This window comes from Streptomyces sp. SCPE 10, assembly GCF_051980735.1.
Taxonomy (GTDB): Bacteria; Actinomycetota; Actinomycetes; order Streptomycetales; family Streptomycetaceae; genus Streptomyces; species Streptomyces misionensis.
Window position 1 is genome coordinate 4797907 of sequence record NZ_CP197069.1, and the last position, 19288, is coordinate 4817194.

19 protein-coding genes are annotated in these 19288 nt (G+C 72.6%); 10 read left to right on the forward strand and 9 right to left on the reverse strand.

Annotated elements, in window-relative coordinates:
• Positions 1-54: 54 nt before the first annotated feature.
• The 3 genes from mmpB to ACSP97_RS22365 all read right to left on the reverse strand — a co-directional run bounded on the left by mmpB (position 55) and on the right by ACSP97_RS22365 (position 2131).
• The gene (mmpB, locus tag ACSP97_RS22355) at positions 55-183 is read right to left on the reverse strand and encodes a morphogenic membrane protein MmpB (protein ID WP_355145749.1); all 129 of its coding nucleotides are present in this window, start codon (positions 181-183) and stop codon (positions 55-57) included.
• A gap of 100 nt (positions 184-283) precedes the next feature.
• On the reverse strand, positions 284-493 hold the full coding sequence (locus ACSP97_RS22360; RefSeq protein ID WP_180329689.1) for an acyl-CoA carboxylase epsilon subunit: 210 nt from the start codon (positions 491-493) through the stop codon (positions 284-286).
• A gap of 24 nt (positions 494-517) precedes the next feature.
• On the reverse strand, positions 518-2131 hold the full coding sequence (locus ACSP97_RS22365; RefSeq protein WP_355145751.1) for an acyl-CoA carboxylase subunit beta: 1614 nt from the start codon (positions 2129-2131) through the stop codon (positions 518-520).
• A gap of 110 nt (positions 2132-2241) precedes the next feature.
• On the opposite strand from ACSP97_RS22365, the gene ACSP97_RS22370 reads away from it, so the two are divergent.
• Positions 2242-3108, forward strand: a complete 867-nt coding sequence (locus ACSP97_RS22370; RefSeq protein ID WP_440553941.1) for a biotin--[acetyl-CoA-carboxylase] ligase — start codon at positions 2242-2244, stop codon at positions 3106-3108.
• A gap of 275 nt (positions 3109-3383) precedes the next feature.
• Positions 3384-4505 (forward strand): adenylate/guanylate cyclase domain-containing protein, encoded by a 1122-nt coding sequence (locus ACSP97_RS22375; RefSeq protein WP_355145755.1) that lies wholly within the window; start codon positions 3384-3386, stop codon positions 4503-4505.
• 3 nt (positions 4506-4508) lie between these two features.
• On the opposite strand, the gene ACSP97_RS22380 is transcribed toward ACSP97_RS22375, so the two are convergent.
• Positions 4509-5135, reverse strand: a complete 627-nt coding sequence (locus tag ACSP97_RS22380; RefSeq protein WP_440553943.1) for a hypothetical protein — start codon at positions 5133-5135, stop codon at positions 4509-4511.
• 180 nt (positions 5136-5315) lie between these two features.
• On the opposite strand from ACSP97_RS22380, the gene ACSP97_RS22385 reads away from it, so the two are divergent.
• The 3 genes from ACSP97_RS22385 to hutH all read left to right on the forward strand — a co-directional run bounded on the left by ACSP97_RS22385 (position 5316) and on the right by hutH (position 9050).
• On the forward strand, positions 5316-6110 hold the full coding sequence (locus ACSP97_RS22385; RefSeq protein ID WP_440553945.1) for an enoyl-CoA hydratase/isomerase family protein: 795 nt from the start codon (positions 5316-5318) through the stop codon (positions 6108-6110).
• Between the two features lie 74 nt (positions 6111-6184).
• A complete protein-coding gene (locus ACSP97_RS22390; protein WP_355145759.1) occupies positions 6185-7327 on the forward strand; it encodes a GGDEF domain-containing protein in 1143 nt (380 codons plus the stop codon).
• Positions 7328-7481: 154 nt separating this feature from the next.
• Complete coding sequence (hutH, locus tag ACSP97_RS22395) at positions 7482-9050, forward strand: histidine ammonia-lyase (protein ID WP_355324590.1); 1569 nt, start codon at positions 7482-7484, stop codon at positions 9048-9050.
• 63 nt (positions 9051-9113) lie between these two features.
• Here the strand turns inward: hutH and ACSP97_RS22400 are convergent, their stop codons facing one another.
• Together ACSP97_RS22400 and ACSP97_RS22405 are read right to left on the reverse strand one after the other, a co-directional pair.
• Positions 9114-9890 carry a hypothetical protein gene (locus ACSP97_RS22400; RefSeq protein WP_440553948.1) on the reverse strand — a complete coding sequence of 259 codons (777 nt, stop codon included), beginning with the start codon at positions 9888-9890 and terminating at the stop codon, positions 9114-9116.
• A gap of 42 nt (positions 9891-9932) precedes the next feature.
• Entirely contained in the window at positions 9933-10271 is a 339-nt protein-coding gene (locus ACSP97_RS22405) for an LAETG motif-containing sortase-dependent surface protein (protein WP_355145763.1), read from the reverse strand.
• 109 nt (positions 10272-10380) lie between these two features.
• On the opposite strand from ACSP97_RS22405, the gene ACSP97_RS22410 reads away from it, so the two are divergent.
• The 4 genes from ACSP97_RS22410 (at position 10381) to ACSP97_RS22425 (ending at position 14541) form a co-directional block, all read left to right on the forward strand.
• Entirely contained in the window at positions 10381-10725 is a 345-nt protein-coding gene (locus tag ACSP97_RS22410; protein WP_355145765.1) for a hypothetical protein, read from the forward strand.
• Positions 10726-10967: 242 nt separating this feature from the next.
• The gene (locus ACSP97_RS22415) at positions 10968-12215 is read left to right on the forward strand and encodes a L,D-transpeptidase (protein ID WP_355145767.1); all 1248 of its coding nucleotides are present in this window, start codon (positions 10968-10970) and stop codon (positions 12213-12215) included.
• Between the two features lie 126 nt (positions 12216-12341).
• Positions 12342-13814, forward strand: coding sequence for an ABC transporter permease (locus ACSP97_RS22420; RefSeq protein ID WP_358270770.1), 1473 nt, complete (start codon positions 12342-12344; stop codon positions 13812-13814).
• 43 nt (positions 13815-13857) lie between these two features.
• On the forward strand, positions 13858-14541 hold the full coding sequence (locus ACSP97_RS22425; protein ID WP_355145771.1) for an ABC transporter ATP-binding protein: 684 nt from the start codon (positions 13858-13860) through the stop codon (positions 14539-14541).
• On the opposite strand, the gene ACSP97_RS22430 is transcribed toward ACSP97_RS22425, so the two are convergent.
• Positions 14513-15445 carry a helix-turn-helix transcriptional regulator gene (locus ACSP97_RS22430; protein WP_355145773.1) on the reverse strand — a complete coding sequence of 311 codons (933 nt, stop codon included), beginning with the start codon at positions 15443-15445 and terminating at the stop codon, positions 14513-14515. The genes ACSP97_RS22425 and ACSP97_RS22430 overlap by 29 nt on opposite strands.
• 182 nt (positions 15446-15627) lie before the next feature.
• Here ACSP97_RS22430 and ACSP97_RS22435 point away from each other — a divergent pair, with 182 nt between their 5' ends.
• The gene (locus ACSP97_RS22435) at positions 15628-16668 is read left to right on the forward strand and encodes an NAD(P)-dependent alcohol dehydrogenase (RefSeq protein WP_440553952.1); all 1041 of its coding nucleotides are present in this window, start codon (positions 15628-15630) and stop codon (positions 16666-16668) included.
• Between the two features lie 115 nt (positions 16669-16783).
• Here ACSP97_RS22435 and ACSP97_RS22440 read toward each other — a convergent pair whose 3' ends face one another.
• Together ACSP97_RS22440 and ACSP97_RS22445 are read right to left on the reverse strand one after the other, a co-directional pair.
• On the reverse strand, positions 16784-18061 hold the full coding sequence (locus ACSP97_RS22440) for an ATP-binding protein (RefSeq protein WP_355145777.1): 1278 nt from the start codon (positions 18059-18061) through the stop codon (positions 16784-16786).
• Positions 18062-18151: 90 nt separating this feature from the next.
• Positions 18152-19243 carry a hypothetical protein gene (locus tag ACSP97_RS22445; protein ID WP_440553954.1) on the reverse strand — a complete coding sequence of 364 codons (1092 nt, stop codon included), beginning with the start codon at positions 19241-19243 and terminating at the stop codon, positions 18152-18154.
• Between the last annotated feature and the right edge of the window lie 45 nt (positions 19244-19288).

A 19288-nucleotide genomic window follows, 5' to 3' on the forward strand; every position in this document is an offset into this window, starting at 1 on the left:
CACCCGGATGCGCCGGGGCTCACCCGGCGACGATGCGGCGCGGGCCGCCGAGAGCTACCGCAGACCGGCCACGGTCATCGCCAGGATGACGACGACGGCCATCAGGACACCGAGCCGCCGCAGCATGTCCTGCGCGTCGCGCAGCTCTTTCGGAGGCTCGTCGTCCGGGTCCGACCACAACATGTCCCCAGCGTGCGGCCCGGCCGGCGGGGGCCGCCTGAGTACCGGTACTCAAGTCGGCCCCCGCCGTCGTGTCCCCTGGGGAGTCCCCTTGGGGTCCTCCCTAGCTGGGCCAGTAGGTGCGGGTCCAGGACGCCGGGCCAGGCCGGGGCACCCGCGCGGCGGCGATCCGCGACGGGTCCGCCCACGCGTCCCGCGGCCCCGGCGCGCCGGACGGCGCCACCGCTGCCGCCGCGGCGCGGGCCCGGACCACCGCCAGGGCGGCGGCCAGCTCCTCGGGGGTCGGGTTGCCTCGTACGACCTTGATCGTCATGTCGGCTCCTGTCGGTCGGCGGGCCTAGAGGGGGATGTTGCCGTGCTTCTTCGGGGGCAGTGATTCCCGCTTGGTGCGCAGCTGACGCAGGCCCCGGACGATGTGGGCGCGGGTGTCGGACGGCATGATCACCGCGTCGACATAGCCGCGCTCGGCCGCCACGTAGGGGTTGAGGAGGGTGTCCTCGTACTCCTGGATCAGCCGGGCCCGCACGGCCTCCACGTCCTCGCCGCTCGCCTCCGCCTCGGCGAGGGTGCGCCGGTGCAGGATGTTGACCGCGCCCTGGGCGCCCATGACGGCGATCTGGGCGGTCGGCCAGGCCAGGTTGAGGTCGGCGCCCAGGTGCTTGGAGCCCATGACGTCGTAGGCACCGCCGAAGGCCTTGCGGGTGATCACGGTGATCAGCGGGACGGTGGCCTCGGCGTAGGCGTAGATCAGCTTGGCGCCGCGCCGGATGATGCCCTCGTGCTCCTGGCCGACGCCGGGCAGGAAGCCGGGCACGTCCACGAAGGTCAGCACCGGGACGTTGAAGGCGTCGCAGGTGCGCACGAAGCGGGCGGCCTTCTCGGAGGCGTCGATGTCGAGGCAGCCCGCGAACTGCATCGGCTGGTTGGCGACGACGCCCACCGGGTGGCCCTCGACCCGGCCGAAGCCGGTGACGATGTTCGGCGCGAACAGGGCCTGCGTCTCGAAGAACTCGCCGTCGTCCACGACGTGTTCGACCACCGTGCGGATGTCGTACGGCTGGTTGGCGCTGTCCGGGACGAGGGTGTCCAGCTCGCGGTCCTCGTCGGTCAGGGAGAGGTCCGCCTCCTCGGGGAACACCGGGGGCTCGGAGAGGTTGTTGGACGGCAGGTAGGACAGCAGCTGCTTGATGTACTCGACGGCGTCCTTCTCGTCCCCGGCCATGTGGTGGGCCACGCCGGAGACGGCGTTGTGGGTGCGGGCGCCGCCCAGCTCCTCGAAGCCGACGTCCTCGCCGGTGACGGTCTTGATGACGTCCGGGCCGGTGATGAACATGTGCGAGGTCTGGTCGACCATCACCGTGAAGTCGGTGATGGCCGGCGAGTACACCGCGCCGCCCGCGCACGGGCCGACGACCAGGCTGATCTGCGGGATGACGCCGGAGGCATGGGTGTTGCGGCGGAAGATCTCGCCGTACGCGCCGAGGGAGGCGACGCCCTCCTGGATCCGGGCGCCGCCGGAGTCGTTGATCCCGATGACCGGGCAGCCGGTCTTCAGGGCGAAGTCCATCACCTTGGCGATCTTCTGGCCGTAGACCTCGCCGAGGGCACCGCCGAAGACGGTGAAGTCCTGGGAGAAGACGGCGACCGGGCGGCCGTCGACGGTGCCGTAGCCGGTGACGACGCCGTCTCCGTACGGCCGGTTCCGCTCCAGCCCGAAGTTGGTCGAGCGGTGCTGGGCGAACTCGTCGAGTTCGACGAACGAACCCTCGTCCAGGAGCAGTTCGATGCGCTCACGGGCCGTCAGCTTGCCCTTGGCGTGCTGCTTCTCGACGGCGCGCTCCGAGCCGGCGTGCGTCGCCTCGTGGATGCGCCGCTGGAGATCCGCGAGTTTCCCCGCGGTCGTGTGAATGTCGATCCCTTGGATCTCTTGACGCTCTTCCGGCTCGGACATCGGGATGCGGCTCCCTGCCTGCTCAAAAGGGGGGACGGTTACTCGTTCGTAGAGTAGTGCGGGGCCTACCGATCAGCACTGCGTCGTTTGCCACACCTAGGGTGGCTTGCATGACGCCCCGAGATGCAGCAGACGACAACCGCGGCCGCTGGTCCGATCTGGACCGCCCGCCGCTGAACGCGACCGCCCTGCGCCGGGCCCTGGTGCGCGAGGGCGGCCTGTGGTCCGGACTCGAGGTGGTGCAGCGCACCGGTTCCACCAACGACGACCTGGTGGCCCGGGTGGCGGCCGGGCCGGTCCCGGAGGGCGCGGTGCTGGTGGCGGAGGAGCAGACGACCGGGAAGGGCCGCCTGGACCGGCGCTGGACGGCGCCGCCGCGCTCCGGCCTCTTCGTCTCCGTGCTGCTGCGGCCCGCCGGGGTGCCGGTCGAGCGCTGGGGCTGGCTGCCGCTGCTCACCGGCGTCGCGGTGGCCACGGGGCTGGCGCGGGCGGCGGGCGTGGACATGGCGCTGAAGTGGCCGAACGACCTGCTGGTGACCGTGGACGGCGAGGAGCGCAAGGCCGGGGGCATCCTCCTCGAACGGGCCGGCGACGACGGCGTGGTGATCGGCTTCGGCCTCAACGTCTCGCTGCGGGCGGACGAACTGCCGGTCGCGGGCGCGGGTTCGCTGCTGCTGGCGGGGGCCGTGAACACGGACCGCGACCCGCTGCTGCGGGCCGTGCTGCGCTCCCTGGAGACCTGGTACGGCCGCTGGCGCGCGGCGGACGGAGACCCCGCCGCGTGCGGCCTCCAGGAGGCCTACGCGGCGGGCTGCGCGACGCTCGGCCGCACCGTGCGGGCACAGCTGCCGGGCGACCGCGACCTCGTCGGCGAGGCGGTCGCCGTGGACGGCGACGGCCGACTGGTCATCGCCACGGCGGAGGGCGTCCAGGCACCGGTGGGCGCGGGCGACATCGTCCATCTGCGCCCGGCGTGACCCCTGGCGGGACAGGGGCGCGGCGCCTCGACGGGACGGCGGGGCGCGGCCCCGGTGTCCCGGAGCGGGCCGCCCGGCCGGGCCGGGTGCGTGTGGCCCGCGGGTGCGTGCGGCGGCCGGGGGCCGCAAGCTGATGACGGGCCTCCGAGGGCGCGGGGACCTGCCGGTGCGGGACAAGTGGACGTCGGCAACCCAACGGAGTGAGCTGGCGCACACCTGCCGTAGAGTTGAGGCCGGTCGATACCTGACCGCGGCAGATCGGAAGGGCAGCAGGCGTGACCGTCGACGACACGGGCCCCGGCGAGCAAGGCCGGACGGACCCCAGCGCCGCCGACTCCGGCGAGGATCCGCTCGCGCTCCGTCTCGAACAGCTCATCCTGGGCGCCGAGCGCCGCTACACCCCTTTCCAGGCCGCCCGCAGCGCAGGCGTCTCCATGGAGCTGGCGTCCCGCTTCTGGCGGGCGATGGGCTTCGCGGACATAGGCCAGGCCAAGGCCCTCACCGAGGCGGACGTGCTCGCCCTGCGCCGGCTCGCCGGTCTGGTGGAGGCGGGCCTGCTCAGCGAGGCCATGGCGGTGCAGGTGGCCCGTTCGACCGGCCAGACCACCGCCCGGTTGGCGGAGTGGCAGATCGATTCCTTCCTGGAGGGCCTGACCGAGCCCCCCGAGCCCGGCATGACCCGCACCGAGGTGACGTACCCCCTGGTCGAGCTGCTGCTGCCGGAGCTGGAGGAGTTCCTGGTCTACGTCTGGCGCCGGCAGCTCGCCGCCGCCACCGGCCGGGTCGTCCAGGCCGCCGACGACGAGGAGATGGTCGACCGGCGCCTGGCCGTGGGCTTCGCCGACCTCGTCGGGTTCACCCGGCTGACCCGCCGCATGGAGGAGGAGGAACTCGGCGAACTCGTCGAGGCCTTCGAGACCACCGCCGCCGACCTGGTGGCCGCCCGCGGCGGCCGGCTCATCAAGACCCTCGGCGACGAGGTGCTCTACGCCGCGGACGACGCGGGCACGGCCGCGGACATCGCGTTGCGCCTGGTGGAGACGCTGGCCAACGACGAGACGATGCCCGAGCTGCGCGTCGGCATGGCCTTCGGCACCGTGACCACCCGGATGGGCGATGTCTTCGGTACGACGGTGAACCTCGCCTCCCGGCTGACCTCCATCGCCCCGCGCGACGCCGTGCTGGTGGACAGCGCGTTCGCCGAGGAGCTGATCCGCACCCGTGAGGCGCCCGCCTCGGAGGCGCAGGCGGCCGAGGCCGCGGCGGCCGCCGAGAAGGAGGGCGAGGAGCCGCCGTCGTACCGCTTCGCGCTCCAGCCGATGTGGCAGCGGCCCGTGCGCGGGCTCGGCGTGGTCGAGCCGTGGCTGCTCGCCCGCCGGGACGGCCGGCAAGCGTAGCCGTCAGCCCCGGCGCGGCTCCGTCACGTCCACGCAGAGGCCGATCACCGGCAGGCACAGCCCGCCGGGGCCCGGCGCCGGTGCGCTCTGCCCGGGGCCGGGCGTGGGCGGGGGCGTCGGTGCCGGAGCGGGGTGCGAGGCGGGCGGGGCGGAGCCGGTGGGCGCCGGGGCCGTCGGCCGGGGCGGGGCGCTCGGCGCGGCGGTGACCGTCCGGGGCGGTGCCGCCGAACGGCCCGGGGTGCCGGGCGTCTGTGCGGAGCCGCCGGGTGCCGGTGCGGTGTCCGATCCGCGCGGGCCGGAGGCCGCCGGGGCGAGTGCGTCGGGGCCGGTGGCGCGGGTCGCGGTGGTGGTCGCGGAACCACCCTTGGGGGCGGGTCCCGGAGTGGTGCCGGGGGTGATGCCCGGGCCGAGCCGGGGTTCGGCCGCCGCGGTGCCCGGGGCGCCGACGCCGGACTCCGGGGAGATGCGGACCAGGCTCAGAACCGCCGCCGCGAGGGCGAGGCCGCCGACGGCGAGCAGGGCCCTGCGGTGGCGGGGCCTGCGGTGCCGGCCGCGCCGGAAGCCGCGGAACCGGCCGCCCGGCTCCGCCGGTGCCGTCGTCGTACGCATCGGAGTACGTGTCGCTCGCATGTTCCCTCTCCCCCCACCGCGCAGCGCACGCTATGCGCTCCTGTGGGTGATGTGGGGGGAGACGGCCGTGATGTCACTCGAACGGGCGTAGCGGTGCGGGGTTTCCTGTGATCGGGTGCGGCTGCGATGATCGGGCCGACAGTGGGTTAACCCGCGTTAACAGGTGTACCGGAGGATGCGATGAGCGAGGCGCGGTTCGGGGAGTTCGTGCTGGTACGGCGGCACGGGTACGTCGCGGAGCTGGTGCTGGACCGGCCCAAGGCGATGAACGCCGTCTCCACGGAGATGGCCCGCTCGATCGCGGCCGCCTGCACGGCGCTCGGGGCGGACCGGGACGCGCGCGTGGTCGTCCTGACCTCCTCGCACGAGCGGGCCTTCTGCGTCGGCGCGGACCTCAAGGAGCGGAACTCCTTCACCGACGCCGACCTGATGCGGCAGCGGCCGGTGGCGCGGGGCGCGTACACCGGGGTGCTGGAGCTGCCGATGCCGACGATCGCGGCGGTGCACGGGTTCGCGCTGGGCGGCGGGTTCGAGCTGGCGCTCTCCTGCGACCTGATCGTGGCCGACCGCACGGCCGTGGTGGGGCTGCCGGAGGTGTCCGTGGGCGTGATCCCCGGCGGCGGCGGTACGCAGCTGCTGCCGCGGCGGGTCGGGGCGGCCAGGGCGGCCGAGCTGATCTTCTCGGCGCGGCGGCTGGAGGCCGCGGAGGCCGGTGAGCTGGGGCTGGTGGACCAGGTGGTCGAGGAGGGCCGGGACCGGGACGAGGCGCTGGCGCTCGGCGCGCGGATCGCGGCGAACTCCCCGGTGGGGCTGCGGGCGGCGAAGCGGGCGCTGCGCCTCGGACACGGCCTGGACCTGCGGACCGGCCTGGAGGTGGAGGACGCGGCCTGGCGGTCGGTGGCGTTCTCGGGGGACCGGGCGGAGGGGGTCGCCGTGTTCAACGAGAAGCGGAAGCCGCAGTGGCCGGGCGAGTAGGTGCCCGGGGCCACCGCTCACCCGCGCCGCCCGCCAACGTCACAAACCGCCCAAAACCTCCCTAGCCTGGAGTAATGGCTGACGACAAGCGGCTTGCCGCAGTGGTGGCGCTGGCCCAGGGGATGGCCGCGGCGCACACCCCCCGCGACTCGTGGCAGGCCGCCGCCCTCGGCGCCTGCCGCGCGCTGGACGGCAGTTTCGCCGCGCTGTCGGTGTGGGAGCGGGAGCTGGGCCGGCTGCGGGTGCTGGTGAACGTCGGGGACCGGCGCCCGGACGAGCAGGAGTTCCCGGAGGCCGAGGCCTACCCGGTGCACCAGTTCCCGGAGATCACCGAGTTCCTGCACGAACGCTGGGCCGGCGGCGGTGGCCCCAACGCCTGGGTGGAGACCGCCGAGGGCACCGCCGCCGGCACCCCCGGCTACTTCCACCAGCGCGTCGCCGCCCTGCGCCGCCGCGGCCGCGGCTGCTGCGTCGTCGCCCCCGTGGTGCTGCACGGCAGGGCCTGGGGGGAGGTGTACGTCGCCCGCGCCGTCGGGGCTCCGGTCTTCGACCGCGCCGACGCCGACTTCGCCACCGTGCTCGCCGCGGTCGTGGCGGCCGGGCTCGCGCAGACCGAGCAGCTGGAGGAGGCCCGCAGGCTCGCCTTCACCGACTCCCTCACCGGTCTCGCCAACCGCCGGGCCGTCGACGTCCACCTGGAGGAGGCGATCGAGCGGCACCGCGCGGACGGCGCCGTCGTCAGCCTCGTGGTCTGCGACCTCAACGGGCTCAAGCGGGTCAACGACACCCAGGGGCACGCGGTGGGCGACCGGCTCCTGGAGCGCTTCGGGTCGGTGCTGTCGCTGTGCGGGGCGATGGTGCCGGGTGCCCTCGCCGCGCGGCTCGGCGGGGACGAGTTCTGCCTGCTCGCGGTCGGCCCGCCCGCCGACGAGGTGGTCAAGGCGGCGGACGAGCTGTGCCGCCGGGCGGGCGTGCTGGAGCTGGGCGAGGGGGTGGCCTGCGGGGTCGCCTCCACCGAGGACCCGATCGGCCCGGTGGACGACGCCCGGCGGCTCTTCCGGCTCGCGGACGCCGCCCAGTACCGGGCCAAGGCCATGCGCGCGGACCGGCCCGTGGTGGCCGGCCGGGAGGGGCCGGACGATCCGGTCGTACGCCTCGCCGACGAGCCGCCGCCCTCCCGTGCCGAACGCCGCCGCTTCCGCGGCCGTCGCCCGTGACGGCCGGACCCCGATCCGCCGGCCACGGCACGTCGGCCACGGCCCCGTCAGGGCGTGCCCCCGTGAGGCGAAGGCCACACCGTCCCGTAAGGGGCGCTCCCGGTCCCCACTAGTGACACCACTGCATTCAATGCGTACGCTCCTGAATATGGATATGCACACTGTGGTGGTGGGGACGTCCGGTGTCTCGGCGTCCGACGTTCTCGCCGTGGCGCGCGGCGGTGCCCGCATCGAGCTGTCGGAGGAGGCGGTGGCCGCCCTGGCCGCGGCCCGCGAGATCGTGGACGCGCTGGCGGCCAAGCCGGACCCGGTCTACGGCGTCTCCACCGGCTTCGGCGCCCTGGCGACCCGGCACATCAGCCCGGAACTCCGCGCCCAGCTGCAGCGCAACATCGTCCGTTCGCACGCCGCCGGCATGGGCCCGCGCGTGGAGCGGGAAGTCGTCCGGGCCCTGATGTTCCTGCGGCTGAAGACCGTCTGCTCCGGGCACACCGGCGTACGCCCCGAGGTCGCCCAGACCATGGCGGACGTGCTCAACGCCGGGATCACCCCGGTCGTGCACGAGTACGGCTCCCTCGGCTGCTCCGGCGACCTCGCCCCGCTGTCGCACTGCGCGCTGACCCTGATGGGGGAGGGCGAGGCCGAGGGCCCCGACGGCGTCGTACGGCCCGCGGGCGAACTGCTCGCCGCGCACGGGATCCAGCCGGTCGAGCTGCGCGAGAAGGAGGGGCTCGCCCTCCTCAACGGCACCGACGGCATGCTCGGCATGCTGATCATGGCCCTCGCCGACCTCGACACCCTCTACAAGTCCGCCGACGTCACCGCCGCCCTCACCCTGGAGGCACTGCTCGGCACCGACAAGGTGCTCGCGCCCGAGCTGCACGCCATCCGCCCGCACCCGGGCCAGGGCGACTCCGCCGCCAACATGTTGGCCGTGCTGAAGGGTTCCCAGCTCACCGGCCACCACCAGGACGACGCCCCGCGCGTCCAGGACGCCTACTCGGTGCGCTGCGCCCCGCAGGTCGCGGGCGCCGGCCGGGACACCATGGCGCACGCCCGCCTGGTCGCCGAGCGCGAGCTGGCCTCCGCCGTGGACAACCCGGTGGTGCTGCCTGGGGGCACCTCCCAGGCCTTCGGCTCCGGGGGAGGGCGGGTGGAGTCCAACGGCAACTTCCACGGCGCCCCGGTCGCCTACGTCCTCGACTTCCTCGCGATCGCCGCCGCCGACCTCGGCTCCATCGCCGAGCGGCGCACCGACCGGCTGCTGGACAAGAACCGCAGCCACGGCCTGCCGCCCTTCCTCGCCGACGACGCCGGCGTGGACTCCGGTCTGATGATCGCCCAGTACACGCAGGCCGCCCTGGTCAGCGAGATGAAGCGGCTCGCCGTACCGGCCTCGGCCGACTCCATCCCGTCCTCCGCGATGCAGGAGGACCACGTCTCCATGGGCTGGTCGGCCGCGCGCAAGCTGCGCACCGCCGTGGACAACCTCACCCGGATCATCGCCGTCGAGCTGTACGCGGCCACCCGCGCCCTGGAGCTGCGCGAGGGCCTGAGCCCGGCGCCCGCCTCCCGGGCCGTGATCGAGGCCGCCCGCGCCGCCGGCGTCCAGGGCCCCGGCCCGGACCGCTTCCTCGCCCCCGACCTGGCCGCGGCCGACGCCTTCGTGCGCGGCGGCCACCTGGTCGCCGCCGCGGAGACGGTCACCGGCCCGTTGCGGTAGGCCGTGCGCGGCGAGCCGTGAAAAAAAAGGGGCCCTGTCGTCGGACAGGGCCCCTGGCTTACGTCACTTGAGCTTGGCCTCCTGGGCCTTCACCACGGCCGGCGTCACCGCGTACGCCTTCTTGGCCATCATCGAGCCCAGGTTCACCGTGAAGTAGCCGGACAGGGTGGTGCCGTACCGGTCGACCTCGCCGTAGACCGGGGCCGTCTCCCCGTCCGTCCTGCTGAACGCGGCGAACGCCACCGAGCCGTCGCCGCCGCCCGCGGCCTTCTCCTCGGTCACCTTGGTGAAGTTCACCTTGCTGCCCGCCTGTTGGCCGACGAAGCCGCCCGCGCACGCCTTCACCGCGGCCGACACCGCCTTCAGGGCCTGCTCGGCGCCGTTGCCGTCGTACGAGGCGAGCGTCACCGTGGTGACGTCCCGGTCCAGGGACTTCTGCAGCGCGCCCGCGAACTCGTCCTCGTCCAGGTCATCCAGGGACGTCGGCTTGCTCGCGGGCTGCTTCTGCGCCTTCTCGGTGGCGAGCTGGTCGGCGCTGGCCCGCGCGTCGACGGGCGGGAGCCCGCTGAGCACCTGTGTCAGGGGGCGGCAGTCCGCGTTGTCGGTGGTGACCTGCTTGGTCTCGGCCTGCTTGACCGGCCCCACGTCGAACCCGGGCAGTTCGTCCCCGGTGACGACCAGCTTCTTCAACTCGGCCGCACTCAGCGCCCTTTCGGGGCTCTTGCCCTTGGCGTCCGAGGAACTGTCCGAAGATTCCCCGGAACAGCCCGTGACAAGGGCGAACGACAGCGCGCTCACAGCGACGGCGGCGCACAGTCGCACGCCCGATGATCTCTTCATGAGCGAACTATGTAATCGCCGTGAAAGATCAGTCAAGGGAGATTAAAAACCCAGGCGTTCGCGGCGCACCGAATACACCACGAATCCGGCGCCCAGGGCGAGGAACAGGGTGCCGCCGACGACGTAGGGCGTGGTGTCGGGGCTACCGGTGTCGGCGAGTTGGGCGGTGCCGTCCGCCGCCCCGGTACCGGTCCGCGCGGTGTCCGCCGAGACCGCCCTGGCCTGCTCGGCGACCGGCGCGGAGGGGGCCGGGACGGAACCGGACGCCGTGTCTCTCGCCGGGGTTTCCTGGGACGCGTTCGCGGACGGGACGAACCACAGGGCGCAGAGCAGGGTGCCCGCGGCGGTGGCGGTCAGCAACGGGCGGCGAGCGGATGACACGGAATATCGATCCCCTTGTGACGCTGGCGAATTGGCCGTGTGAGGCGATGTTAGTGAAAGGCGCGGGTCACGGGAAAGTCACGGGAGGTTTCGGCCGTACGCTCGCGCCATGAACGACGAAGAGACATCACGTTTTGTGCGGCTTCGCGTGGAGCTGGTGGTCGAGGTGCGGGACGAGGACGCGGTGGCCAAGGCCGCGTTGCGTCGGATCGCCGCCGATCCGGAGCTGCCCCAGGCCGAGCGCGGCCAGGCCGAGAGTGCTGTGACGGAAGACACCGCGGAGGCGCTGGCGTATCTCGTGGATCCGTTCGACCTGGTCAGCGAGGTGCCCGGGGTGGAGCTCCAGCAGGCCTCCTGGTCGAGCGAGCGGATCGACTACGACCCGGACTCGCCCGAATGGGACATGGACGGGGATGATGGGCACGACGACGAAGAAGAGGACGGCATCGGCTGAGCGTCCCGGGGCACTCCTGACCCCGGACGGCAACCGCCGTCCGGGGTTTCGCCGTCTCGGGGGGCGTACGGAACGGCCACGCACCACGCACCGCCCGGCGGGGGACCGCCCATCACCTGGCGGAGGTGGTGTGCCCCACAATCCGGCGGATCCGGAACGGGACGAACCGGCCGTAGCGTTGAAGGTCCTCACGGGGAACTCTCGGGGTTATCTGCGACTCGGCAACGATGGAGAAGTTTGTGATGACGGACGGTAAGCGGCGCAAGGGCCTGGTGGCCGCGTCCGCTCTGCTCGGTGGTGTGCTGATGCTCTCGGCCTGTTCCGGAGGGGACAAGGCCTCGGCCCACGGCAACGGCGAATCATCGCAGGCCCAGGCGGACGCGGCGGCGGCCAAGAAGTCGTCGGAGGCGCAGATCGCGGTGACGCCGAAGGACGGCTCGAACAACGCGTCGATCAACAACTCCGGCACCGTCACGGTCAGCAAGGGCACGCTCACCACGGTCACCATGACCACCGAGGACGGCAAGAGCGTCGCCGGCCAGCTGTCCGCGGACAAGACCAGCTGGAAGCCGACGGTCCAGCTGGAACGCTCCACCACCTACAAGATCGCCGCGGAGGCCAAGGACTCGCAGGGCCGCATAGCCCACGAGAACGCGTCCTTCACCACCGTCTCCCCGAGCAACAGCTTCATCGGCACCTTCACCCCGGACAACGGCTCGACCGTCGGCGTGGGCATGCCGGTCTCGATCAACTTCGACAAGGCGATCACCAACAAGGCGGCCGTGCAGAAGGGCATCACGGTCACCTCCAGCAGCGGCCAGGAGGTCGCCTGCCACTGGTTCAACGCCAACCGCATGGACTGCCGACCCCAGGACTACTGGAAGGAAGGCTCCACCGTCACCCTGAAGCTCGCCCTCGACGGCGTCCAGGGTGCCAACGGCGTCTACGGCGTCCAGCAGAAGACGGTCACCTTCCACATCGGCCGCAACCAGGTCTCCTACGTCGACGCGCAGACCCACCAGATGAAGGTCACGCAGGACGGCAAGGTCGTCAAGACCATCCCGATCTCCGCCGGCTCCCCCGAGCACACCACGTACGAGGGGCAGATGGTGATCTCGGAGAAGTTCAAGCAGACCCGCATGAACGGCGCGACGGTCGGCTTCACCGACGACGACGGCAAGGGCGAGTACGACATCAAGGACGTGCCGCACGCCATGCGCCTGACCACCTCCGGCACCTTCATCCACGGCAACTACTGGGGCGCCCCCTCGGTGTTCGGCAGCGTCAACACCAGCCACGGCTGCGTCGGCCTCCGGGACGTCAAGGGCGCCGGCGACCCGAGCACCCCGGCCGCCTGGTTCTACAACCACTCGCTGATCGGCGACGTCGTGGTCATCCGGCACACCGGCGACAAGACCGTCTCCCCGGACAACGGCCTCAACGGCTGGAACATGGACTGGGCCCAGTGGAAGGCCGGTTCGGCCGTCTGAGCCCCTCCCGCACCCCGTGCCTGTGCCGCCCCCCTCGGGGGGCGGCACTCGCCGTTTCCGGGCCTTCTCATCGCCCTCTCAGGACGGCCTCAGGGTGTCGTCACGCCGCGCTCCTAACGTGCCGCCATGTTCTTCACCTACCTGAGACGCGAACTGCGTCGCCGCAGGAAGGCGGCGCTCGTCGTCGCCTCCGGCCTCGCGCTGGGCATCGCGCTGGTCATCGTGGTCAACTCCGTGGCCAACGGCATGGGCAAGGCCCAGGACAAGGTCCTGCAGTCGCTCTACGGCCTCGGTACGGACATGACGGTCACCAAGGCGGCCACGCCCGCGGCCGCCGGCTCCCAGCAGCCCCGCTTCCAGTTCGGCGCGCGCGGCGAGGGCGACAAGACGACGCAGAGCAGCGACCGGGTCCGGGTGCAGGGCTTCACCACCCTCGCCTCCTCCACCGTCGACAAGGTCGCGGGCCAGCGGGGCGTGGCGGCGGCCGCCGGCGGGCTGAACCTCTCCGTGGTCAAGGTCAGCGGCACCTTCACCCGCGGCCAGTTCCGGCAGGACGGCGGTGCCGGCGGCTTCCGGCGCGGCGGCGCCTCCGGCGGCCCGCAGGGCGAAGTCAAGGGCGGCGGCGCCGACTTCGGCATCAACCAGTACTCGGTCTACGGCACCGACGTCACCCGGACCGGGCTCGGCCCGCTGACCTCCTCGAAGATCACCAGCGGCCGCGGCTTCAAGACCACCGAGACCGACGCCAAGGTGGCGGTGGCCGACTCGGCCTACGCCAAGGAGAAGAAGTACAAGGTCGGCTCCACCGTCACCATCAAGGGCACCGCGTACAAGGTGATCGGCATCGCCACCGCGGACAGCGGCGACTCCGCGGCCAACCTGTACATCCCGCTGAAGCAGGCGCAGACCCTCGCGGACGAGAAGGACAAGGTCACCACGATCTACGTCAGGGCGACCGACTCCCAGCGCATCGACACCGTCAAGAGCGCCATCCAGAAGAACGTCTCCGGTACCACGGTCACCACCTCCTCCGACCTCGCCAAGACGGTCTCGGGCTCCCTGTCCACCGCCTCCTCGCTCGCCACCAACGTCGGCAAGTGGCTGTCGATCGCCGTGCTCGTCGCCGCGTTCCTGGTCGCCGGGCTGCTCACCTCCTCCGCGGTCTCCCGCCGGGTCCGCGAGTTCGGCACCCTGAAGGCGCTGGGCTGGAAATCGGGCCGGGTCACCCGGCAGGTGGTCGGCGAGGCCGTCGTCAACGGCCTGGTGGGCGGCGTCCTCGGCATCGCCCTGGGCCTCGCGGGCGCCTACGTCGTCACCGCGATCAGCCCCACCCTCTCCGCCCAACTGGGCGCGACCGGGGGCGGCTTCGGCGCCGGGCGGCCCGGCGGCGGCGCGTTCGGCGGCGGTGGCGCCGGCTTCGGCGGACCCGGCCGGCAGGCGGCGAAGTCCCTGGAGATCGCCCTCACCGCCCCGGTGAGCGTGACGACCATCGTCCTGGCGGTGTGCCTCGCGGTGGCGGGCGGCCTGATCGCGGGGGCGTTCGGCGGCTGGCGCGCGTCGCGGCTGCGACCGGCGGACGCGCTGCGACGGGTGGAGTAACGGCCGCGCGGCGCACCCACCCCCAACCCTCCCAGGAGCCACCATGTACGACCTCAAGAACGTCACCAAGCGCTACACCCGGGGCAAGGAGACCGTCCACGCCCTCGACGGCGTCGACCTGACCATCGGCGACGGCGACCGCCTCGTCATCCAGGGCCCCACCGGCGGCGGCAAGTCCACCCTCCTCCAGATGCTCGGCGGCCTGGACCGCCCCACCTCCGGTCAGGTCGTCCTCGACGGCACGGACCTGGCCACGCTCGGCGAGGCCCGGCTGACCCGGGTCCGCAGCGAGAACATCGGCTTCGTCTTCCAGTCCTTCAACCTCATCCCCACCCTCACCGCCCAGGAGAACGTGGAGACCGCCCTCGTCCCCCTCGGCATCAAGGCGAAGGAACGGCGCGAACTGGCCGCCGACGCGCTGAACTCCGTGGGCCTCGGCGAACGCCTCACCCACCTGCCCTCGGAGATGTCCGGCGGTCAGCAGCAGCGCGTCGCCATCGCCCGCGCGCTGGTGAAGAGGCCCAAGGTGCTGCTCGCCGACGAGCCGACCGGCAACCTCGACGAGGGCATGCGCGACGAGATCATGGACGTACTCGAACGCCTGTGGCAGGAGCACGGGCTGACCTTCGTCATGGTCACCCACGACTCCGCCCTCGCGAAGAAGGCGCCCCGACTGGTCACCATCCGCAAGGGCAAGATCACGGTGAAGGAGAACGCCGGGGCCTGAGGGGCTGCGCGGACGTCCCCGCCCGGGTGGCGTCCGTGCCCCAACTGGCCAGCAGACGCAGGGACTCGGCGGACGGGGAGCCGGGTTCCGCGTGATAGACGAGCAGCGACTGGTCGGTGCCGTCCGACAGCCGGAGGGACTCGAAGTTCAGGGCCAGGTCGCCCACCAGCGGATGGTGCAGCCGCTTGACGCCGTGGCTCTTCTCCTTGACGTCGTGCGTCGCCCACAGCCGGCGGAACTCCTCGCTCTTGACGGAGAGTTCACCCACCAGCGCGGACAGCCGCGGGTCGTCCGGCCAGCAGCCCGCGTCCATGCGCAGGGCGCAGACGATGTCGATCGCCTTCTGCTCCCAGTCGACGAACAGCTCCCGGTACTCGGGCCGCAGGAACACCAGCCGCGCCCAGTTGCGCTCGGCCGCCGGCAGGTCCTCCCAGTCCCCGAAGACCGCGGCCGCCATCCGGTTCCAGGCGAGGATCTCCGAGCGCCGGCCCACGACGTACGCCGGTACGCCCTCCATCGTGTCCAGCAGCTGCCGCAGCGCCGGGCGCACGTGCTGCTGGCGGGCCGCGGGCCTCTTCTTGTGCGACTTCGGCTTGGCCAGGTGCGTCAGGTGCGCGTGCTCCGCGTCGGTGAGGCGCAGGGCGCGGGCGATGGAGTCCAGGACCTCCGCCGAGACATTGCGGCCGTTGCCCTGTTCCAGGCGCGTGTAGTACGCCACCGACACGCCGGCCAGCTGCGCCAGCTCCTCCCGGCGCAGTCCCGGTACCCGGCGGTGCCGGCCGAAGTCGGGCAGTCCCACGTCCTCCGGCTTCAGCCGGGCCCGCCGGCTGCGCAGGAACTCGCTGAGCTCGGCCCGCCGGTCCAGGGGCGGGCCGGCGACGGCTGCTTCCGGCTGTTCGTCCATACCACCAGTATCCGGTGGGGCCGCCGGTCGTGGGCGTGCCAGCCTGATCCCGCCAGTGGTAGGCACGGCAGTCGTACGCAAAGGCGTGGGCTGGGTGACGCGGGCCGGACGGGGCACGCTGGTGGTGCGCTCGGTGGAAAGACAGCCGGCGCCTGCCAGATCCTGTGAGGGAGAACCCCGACATGACCAGTGTTGCCGCGTACGCCGCGCCCGCCCCCAAGGCCCCCCTGGAGCGCACCACCATCGAGCGACGGGCGGTCGGCGAGTTCGACGTACTGATCGACATCAAGTTCGCCGGTATCTGCCACTCCGACATCCACCAGGTCCGTGAGGGCTGGGGCAAGGGCATCTTCCCGATGGTGCCGGGCCACGAGATCGCCGGAGTCGTCTCCGAGGTCGGTTCCGGAGTGACGAAGTACGCCGTCGGAGACCGCGTGGGCGTCGGCTGCATGGTCGACTCCTGCCGGGAGTGCGACAACTGCAGGGCCGGCCTCCAGCAGTACTGCGACCAGCGTCCGACCATGACCTACAACGGCATCGGCAAGGACGGCCGGCCCACCTACGGCGGCTACTCGCAGAAGATCGTCGTGGACGAGAACTACGTCGTCCGCATCCCCGACGGCCTCGCCCTCGACGTGGCCGCCCCGCTGCTGTGCGCCGGTATCACCACCTACTCGCCGCTGAAGCACTGGAACGCCGGCCCCGGCAAGAAGGTCGCCGTCGTCGGCTTCGGCGGACTCGGCCACGTGGGTGTCAAGATCGCCCACGCGCTGGGCGCCGAGGTGACCGTCCTGTCCCAGTCGCTGCGCAAGAAGGACGACGGGCTGCGGCTGGGCGCCGACCACTACTACGCCACCGGCGACCCGAAGACCTTCGAGGACCTCAAGGGCACCTTCGACCTCATCCTCAACACGGTCTCGGCCCCGCTCGACTTCGCCGCGTTCCTGTCCCTGCTGCGCACGGACGGCGCCATGGTGAACGTGGGCCTGCCCGAGGAGCCGGTCCAGATCGTCCTCCAGTCCCTCTTCGGCAACCGCCGCAGCGTCAGCAGCTCCAGCATCGGCGGCATCCCGGAGACCCAGGAGATGCTGGACTTCTGCGCCGAGCACAACCTCGGCGCCGAGATCGAACTCATCGGCGCGTCCGAGATCAACGACGCGTACGAGCGGGTGCTGTCGAGCGACGTCCGGTACCGCTTCGTGATCGACACCGCCACGATCTGAGCCGGGAGCCCGGCCGTCCGCGCACCCGGTCGCCCGCCGCTTCCCCGCGGCGCGCGGCCGGGTGCGCGTGCGTCGGACGGGGTGCGCGTGCGTCGGGTCGGGCGCGGGGCGGCGCTCAGAGCCGGGTGTACGTGTCGATGTCCTCGCGGAACTCCTTGACCGCCCGGGGCGTGAGGGTGGGGCGAGTTTCGGAGACCGCGGCCATGTAGTCCTCGGTGCAGGCCGGGCGGCCCCGGCGCTCGGCGACCTCGCGCTCGAAGGCCGACTGCGCCCCCTTGCGGGCGGCGAACTCGATGTCGGCCGGGGTGAACAGCTCGGTGGCGGCGACCAGCCGATCGAGGTCGACCGAGTCGCCCGCGTCCCTGAGGTAGCGGGTCCAGATCGCCGCGCGGGCGGTCGGGTCCGGCGGGCCGATGGGGATGAGGTAGTCGAACCGCCCCGGCCGCAGGAAGGCGGCGTCCAGGGACCGTACGGAGTTGGTCGCGCACACCAGCAGCCGGGCGTCGGGCTCGCGGAACACGGGGATCAGCTTGAGGAGTTCGTTGGTCACCCCGTGGCCGGGATCGACCGCCTTGCCGGAACGCGCGGCGGCGATCTCCTCCACCTCGTCGATGAACAGCACCACCGAGTCCAGCTCCGCCAGGTCCGCGAACGCCTCCCGCAGCGCCGTGGCCAGCCCCTCGCTGGTGTCGGCGGCGAGCCGGGACGGGAACAGCTCCACGAACGGCCAGCCGAGCCGGGAGGCGACCGCCTTGGCGAAGCTGGTCTTGCCGGTGCCGGGCGGACCGAACAGGATGACCGACTTGGGCGGCACGACGCCGTAGCGGTCGGCCAGTGCCGGCTCCGTCAGCGGCAGCACCACCCGGCGCTCCACGACCTGCTTCTCCCGCTCCATGCCCGCCATGGCGTCCCACAGCCCCTCGGGCAGCATCCGCCCGCCGAGCGCCGCGAGGACGTCCGCGTTGGCGGCGCCGAGCGGTTCGAGCTTCTCGAAGTAGGCGAGGTCGTCGCGGCACCGGTAACCGGTGTTCACCAGCGCCTTCGAACCGGCGGCGCCCGAGGGCAGCAGCGCGCTGATGTGCCGGATCCCGAGCGCCCGCAGCCGCCGCTCCAGCTCCGCGAGCAGGGCGCTGCCGATCCCGCGTTCGCGCCAGCGGGCGGCGAGCGCCATCAGCAGGATCCAGCCCCGCTTGCCCTGGGCCTGGGCCACGGCCATCCCCACCAGTTCGTCCCCGACCACGGCGACCACCGCCGTCTGCCCGGCCTTCGCCGCGGCCATCACCTCGGACACCGGGAACACCGGGTCCTCGTCGGCCTGCCGGGACTGGTCCCAGATCTGGATGGCCTGGTCGAGATCGTCGTCGTGATAGTCGCGCAGGTGCCATGCCGGCATGGGGACACCACCTCACCACCGCGGGGAGTCTTCCATTGTCTCCGCCGGCGCGGAGGACGACACCTCAAGGCGCCGGCGCCCCGGCCCCGGTCAGGCGGCCACCGCACCCACGGTCTCGTTGCGGACCCGGCAGTAGTACTGCGCCGGGTCGCTCCGGTAGCTCCACGGCAGGGCGTCCACATGTCCGTCGACCAGCAGGAACTGTTCCAGGGCCGCCTCGTGCCGGTCCTGGAGGTGGAGGTGGTAGGCGAGCAGGTGGCGCAGCTGGGCGAGGCCCGGACGGTCGGGGTCGACGGCCGCGCAGGCCGCGGCGTCGGCGAGACCCGCGTCCACCAGGGCGAGCATCTCGGGGGTGCTGTCCACCGCGACGTCGGTGGTGTCGTCGTGCTCGAAGTGCGCGATCAGCGGCAGCGCCGTCAGCAGGCTGCCGGGCGGCGCCCCGGCCGCCGCGCGCGCGGCGAACTCGAACGCCAGCCGCTTGGAGCCGCGCCACTTCTCGCACCAGTACTGGAGCGCCGCGTAGTGCGCCCCGTAGTGGTGCGGGGCGCGCGTGGTGATCTCCGCCCACAGCTTGTCCATCTCGGCGTGCGGATACCCGAGACCCAGCGCCACCCAGACCTCCACCACGTACGGCGTCGGGTCCTCGGGGTTCAGCTCCGCGGCCCGCGCGATCTCCTCGCGGGCCGCGGCCAGCGTGCGGTGGAAGCCGTCGAACTGCTCCCGGGTGGTGGACCCGGCCCGCTGCGCGCCGCGCAGCTCCCACGCCAGGTACACCGTGCTCTGCGCCCTGACCACGGCCGCGTCCGGGTCCCCGGGGCGCGCGGCCTCCCAGTCCGTCAGCCAGCCGTCCTCCTGGGCCGCGAACGTGCCCAGCAGCGAGACGATCGACGAACGGCGTTCCCAGTCGCGCCCGTTGGCGTCCAGCAGTGCCGCCGCCGGCTGCCAGTCGCCGCCGCGCGCCCCCTCCAGGGCCGCCGACCAGGCGGCGGGCACGGGCGCCGCGTGCTCGGTGTCCTGGCGCTCCGGGGGCAGCAGCCCCCGCTGCTCGGCGGCGATCGCCGTCTCGTCCGGGTCCGGCGGACTCGGGGAGAACAGCTCCTTCAGGAACACACCGGTGAACCACACGGCGGCGATCACCACGGGCAGGGCCAGGATGCCCAGGATCCACAGGAGGACGGTCATCGGTGAGTGCGGTCCGTTCGTCTCGTCAGGGAGGAGCCGGCGGGA

Coding starts and splice junctions, on each gene's coding strand:
- mmpB (WP_355145749.1), bottom strand. CDS start 183: ATGTTGTGGTCGGACCCGGACGACGAGCCTCCGAAAGAGCTGCGCGAC.
- ACSP97_RS22360 (WP_180329689.1), bottom strand. CDS start 493: ATGACGATCAAGGTCGTACGAGGCAACCCGACCCCCGAGGAGCTGGCC.
- ACSP97_RS22365 (WP_355145751.1), bottom strand. CDS start 2,131: ATGTCCGAGCCGGAAGAGCGTCAAGAGATCCAAGGGATCGACATTCAC.
- ACSP97_RS22370 (WP_440553941.1), top strand. CDS start 2,242: ATGACGCCCCGAGATGCAGCAGACGACAACCGCGGCCGCTGGTCCGAT.
- ACSP97_RS22380 (WP_440553943.1), bottom strand. CDS start 5,135: ATGCGAGCGACACGTACTCCGATGCGTACGACGACGGCACCGGCGGAG.
- ACSP97_RS22385 (WP_440553945.1), top strand. CDS start 5,316: ATGAGCGAGGCGCGGTTCGGGGAGTTCGTGCTGGTACGGCGGCACGGG.
- ACSP97_RS22390 (WP_355145759.1), top strand. CDS start 6,185: ATGGCTGACGACAAGCGGCTTGCCGCAGTGGTGGCGCTGGCCCAGGGG.
- hutH (WP_355324590.1), top strand. CDS start 7,482: ATGCACACTGTGGTGGTGGGGACGTCCGGTGTCTCGGCGTCCGACGTT.
- ACSP97_RS22400 (WP_440553948.1), bottom strand. CDS start 9,890: ATGAAGAGATCATCGGGCGTGCGACTGTGCGCCGCCGTCGCTGTGAGC.
- ACSP97_RS22410 (WP_355145765.1), top strand. CDS start 10,381: ATGAACGACGAAGAGACATCACGTTTTGTGCGGCTTCGCGTGGAGCTG.
- ACSP97_RS22415 (WP_355145767.1), top strand. CDS start 10,968: ATGACGGACGGTAAGCGGCGCAAGGGCCTGGTGGCCGCGTCCGCTCTG.
- ACSP97_RS22420 (WP_358270770.1), top strand. CDS start 12,342: ATGTTCTTCACCTACCTGAGACGCGAACTGCGTCGCCGCAGGAAGGCG.
- ACSP97_RS22425 (WP_355145771.1), top strand. CDS start 13,858: ATGTACGACCTCAAGAACGTCACCAAGCGCTACACCCGGGGCAAGGAG.
- ACSP97_RS22430 (WP_355145773.1), bottom strand. CDS start 15,445: ATGGACGAACAGCCGGAAGCAGCCGTCGCCGGCCCGCCCCTGGACCGG.
- ACSP97_RS22435 (WP_440553952.1), top strand. CDS start 15,628: ATGACCAGTGTTGCCGCGTACGCCGCGCCCGCCCCCAAGGCCCCCCTG.
- ACSP97_RS22440 (WP_355145777.1), bottom strand. CDS start 18,061: ATGCCGGCATGGCACCTGCGCGACTATCACGACGACGATCTCGACCAG.
- ACSP97_RS22445 (WP_440553954.1), bottom strand. CDS start 19,243: ATGACCGTCCTCCTGTGGATCCTGGGCATCCTGGCCCTGCCCGTGGTG.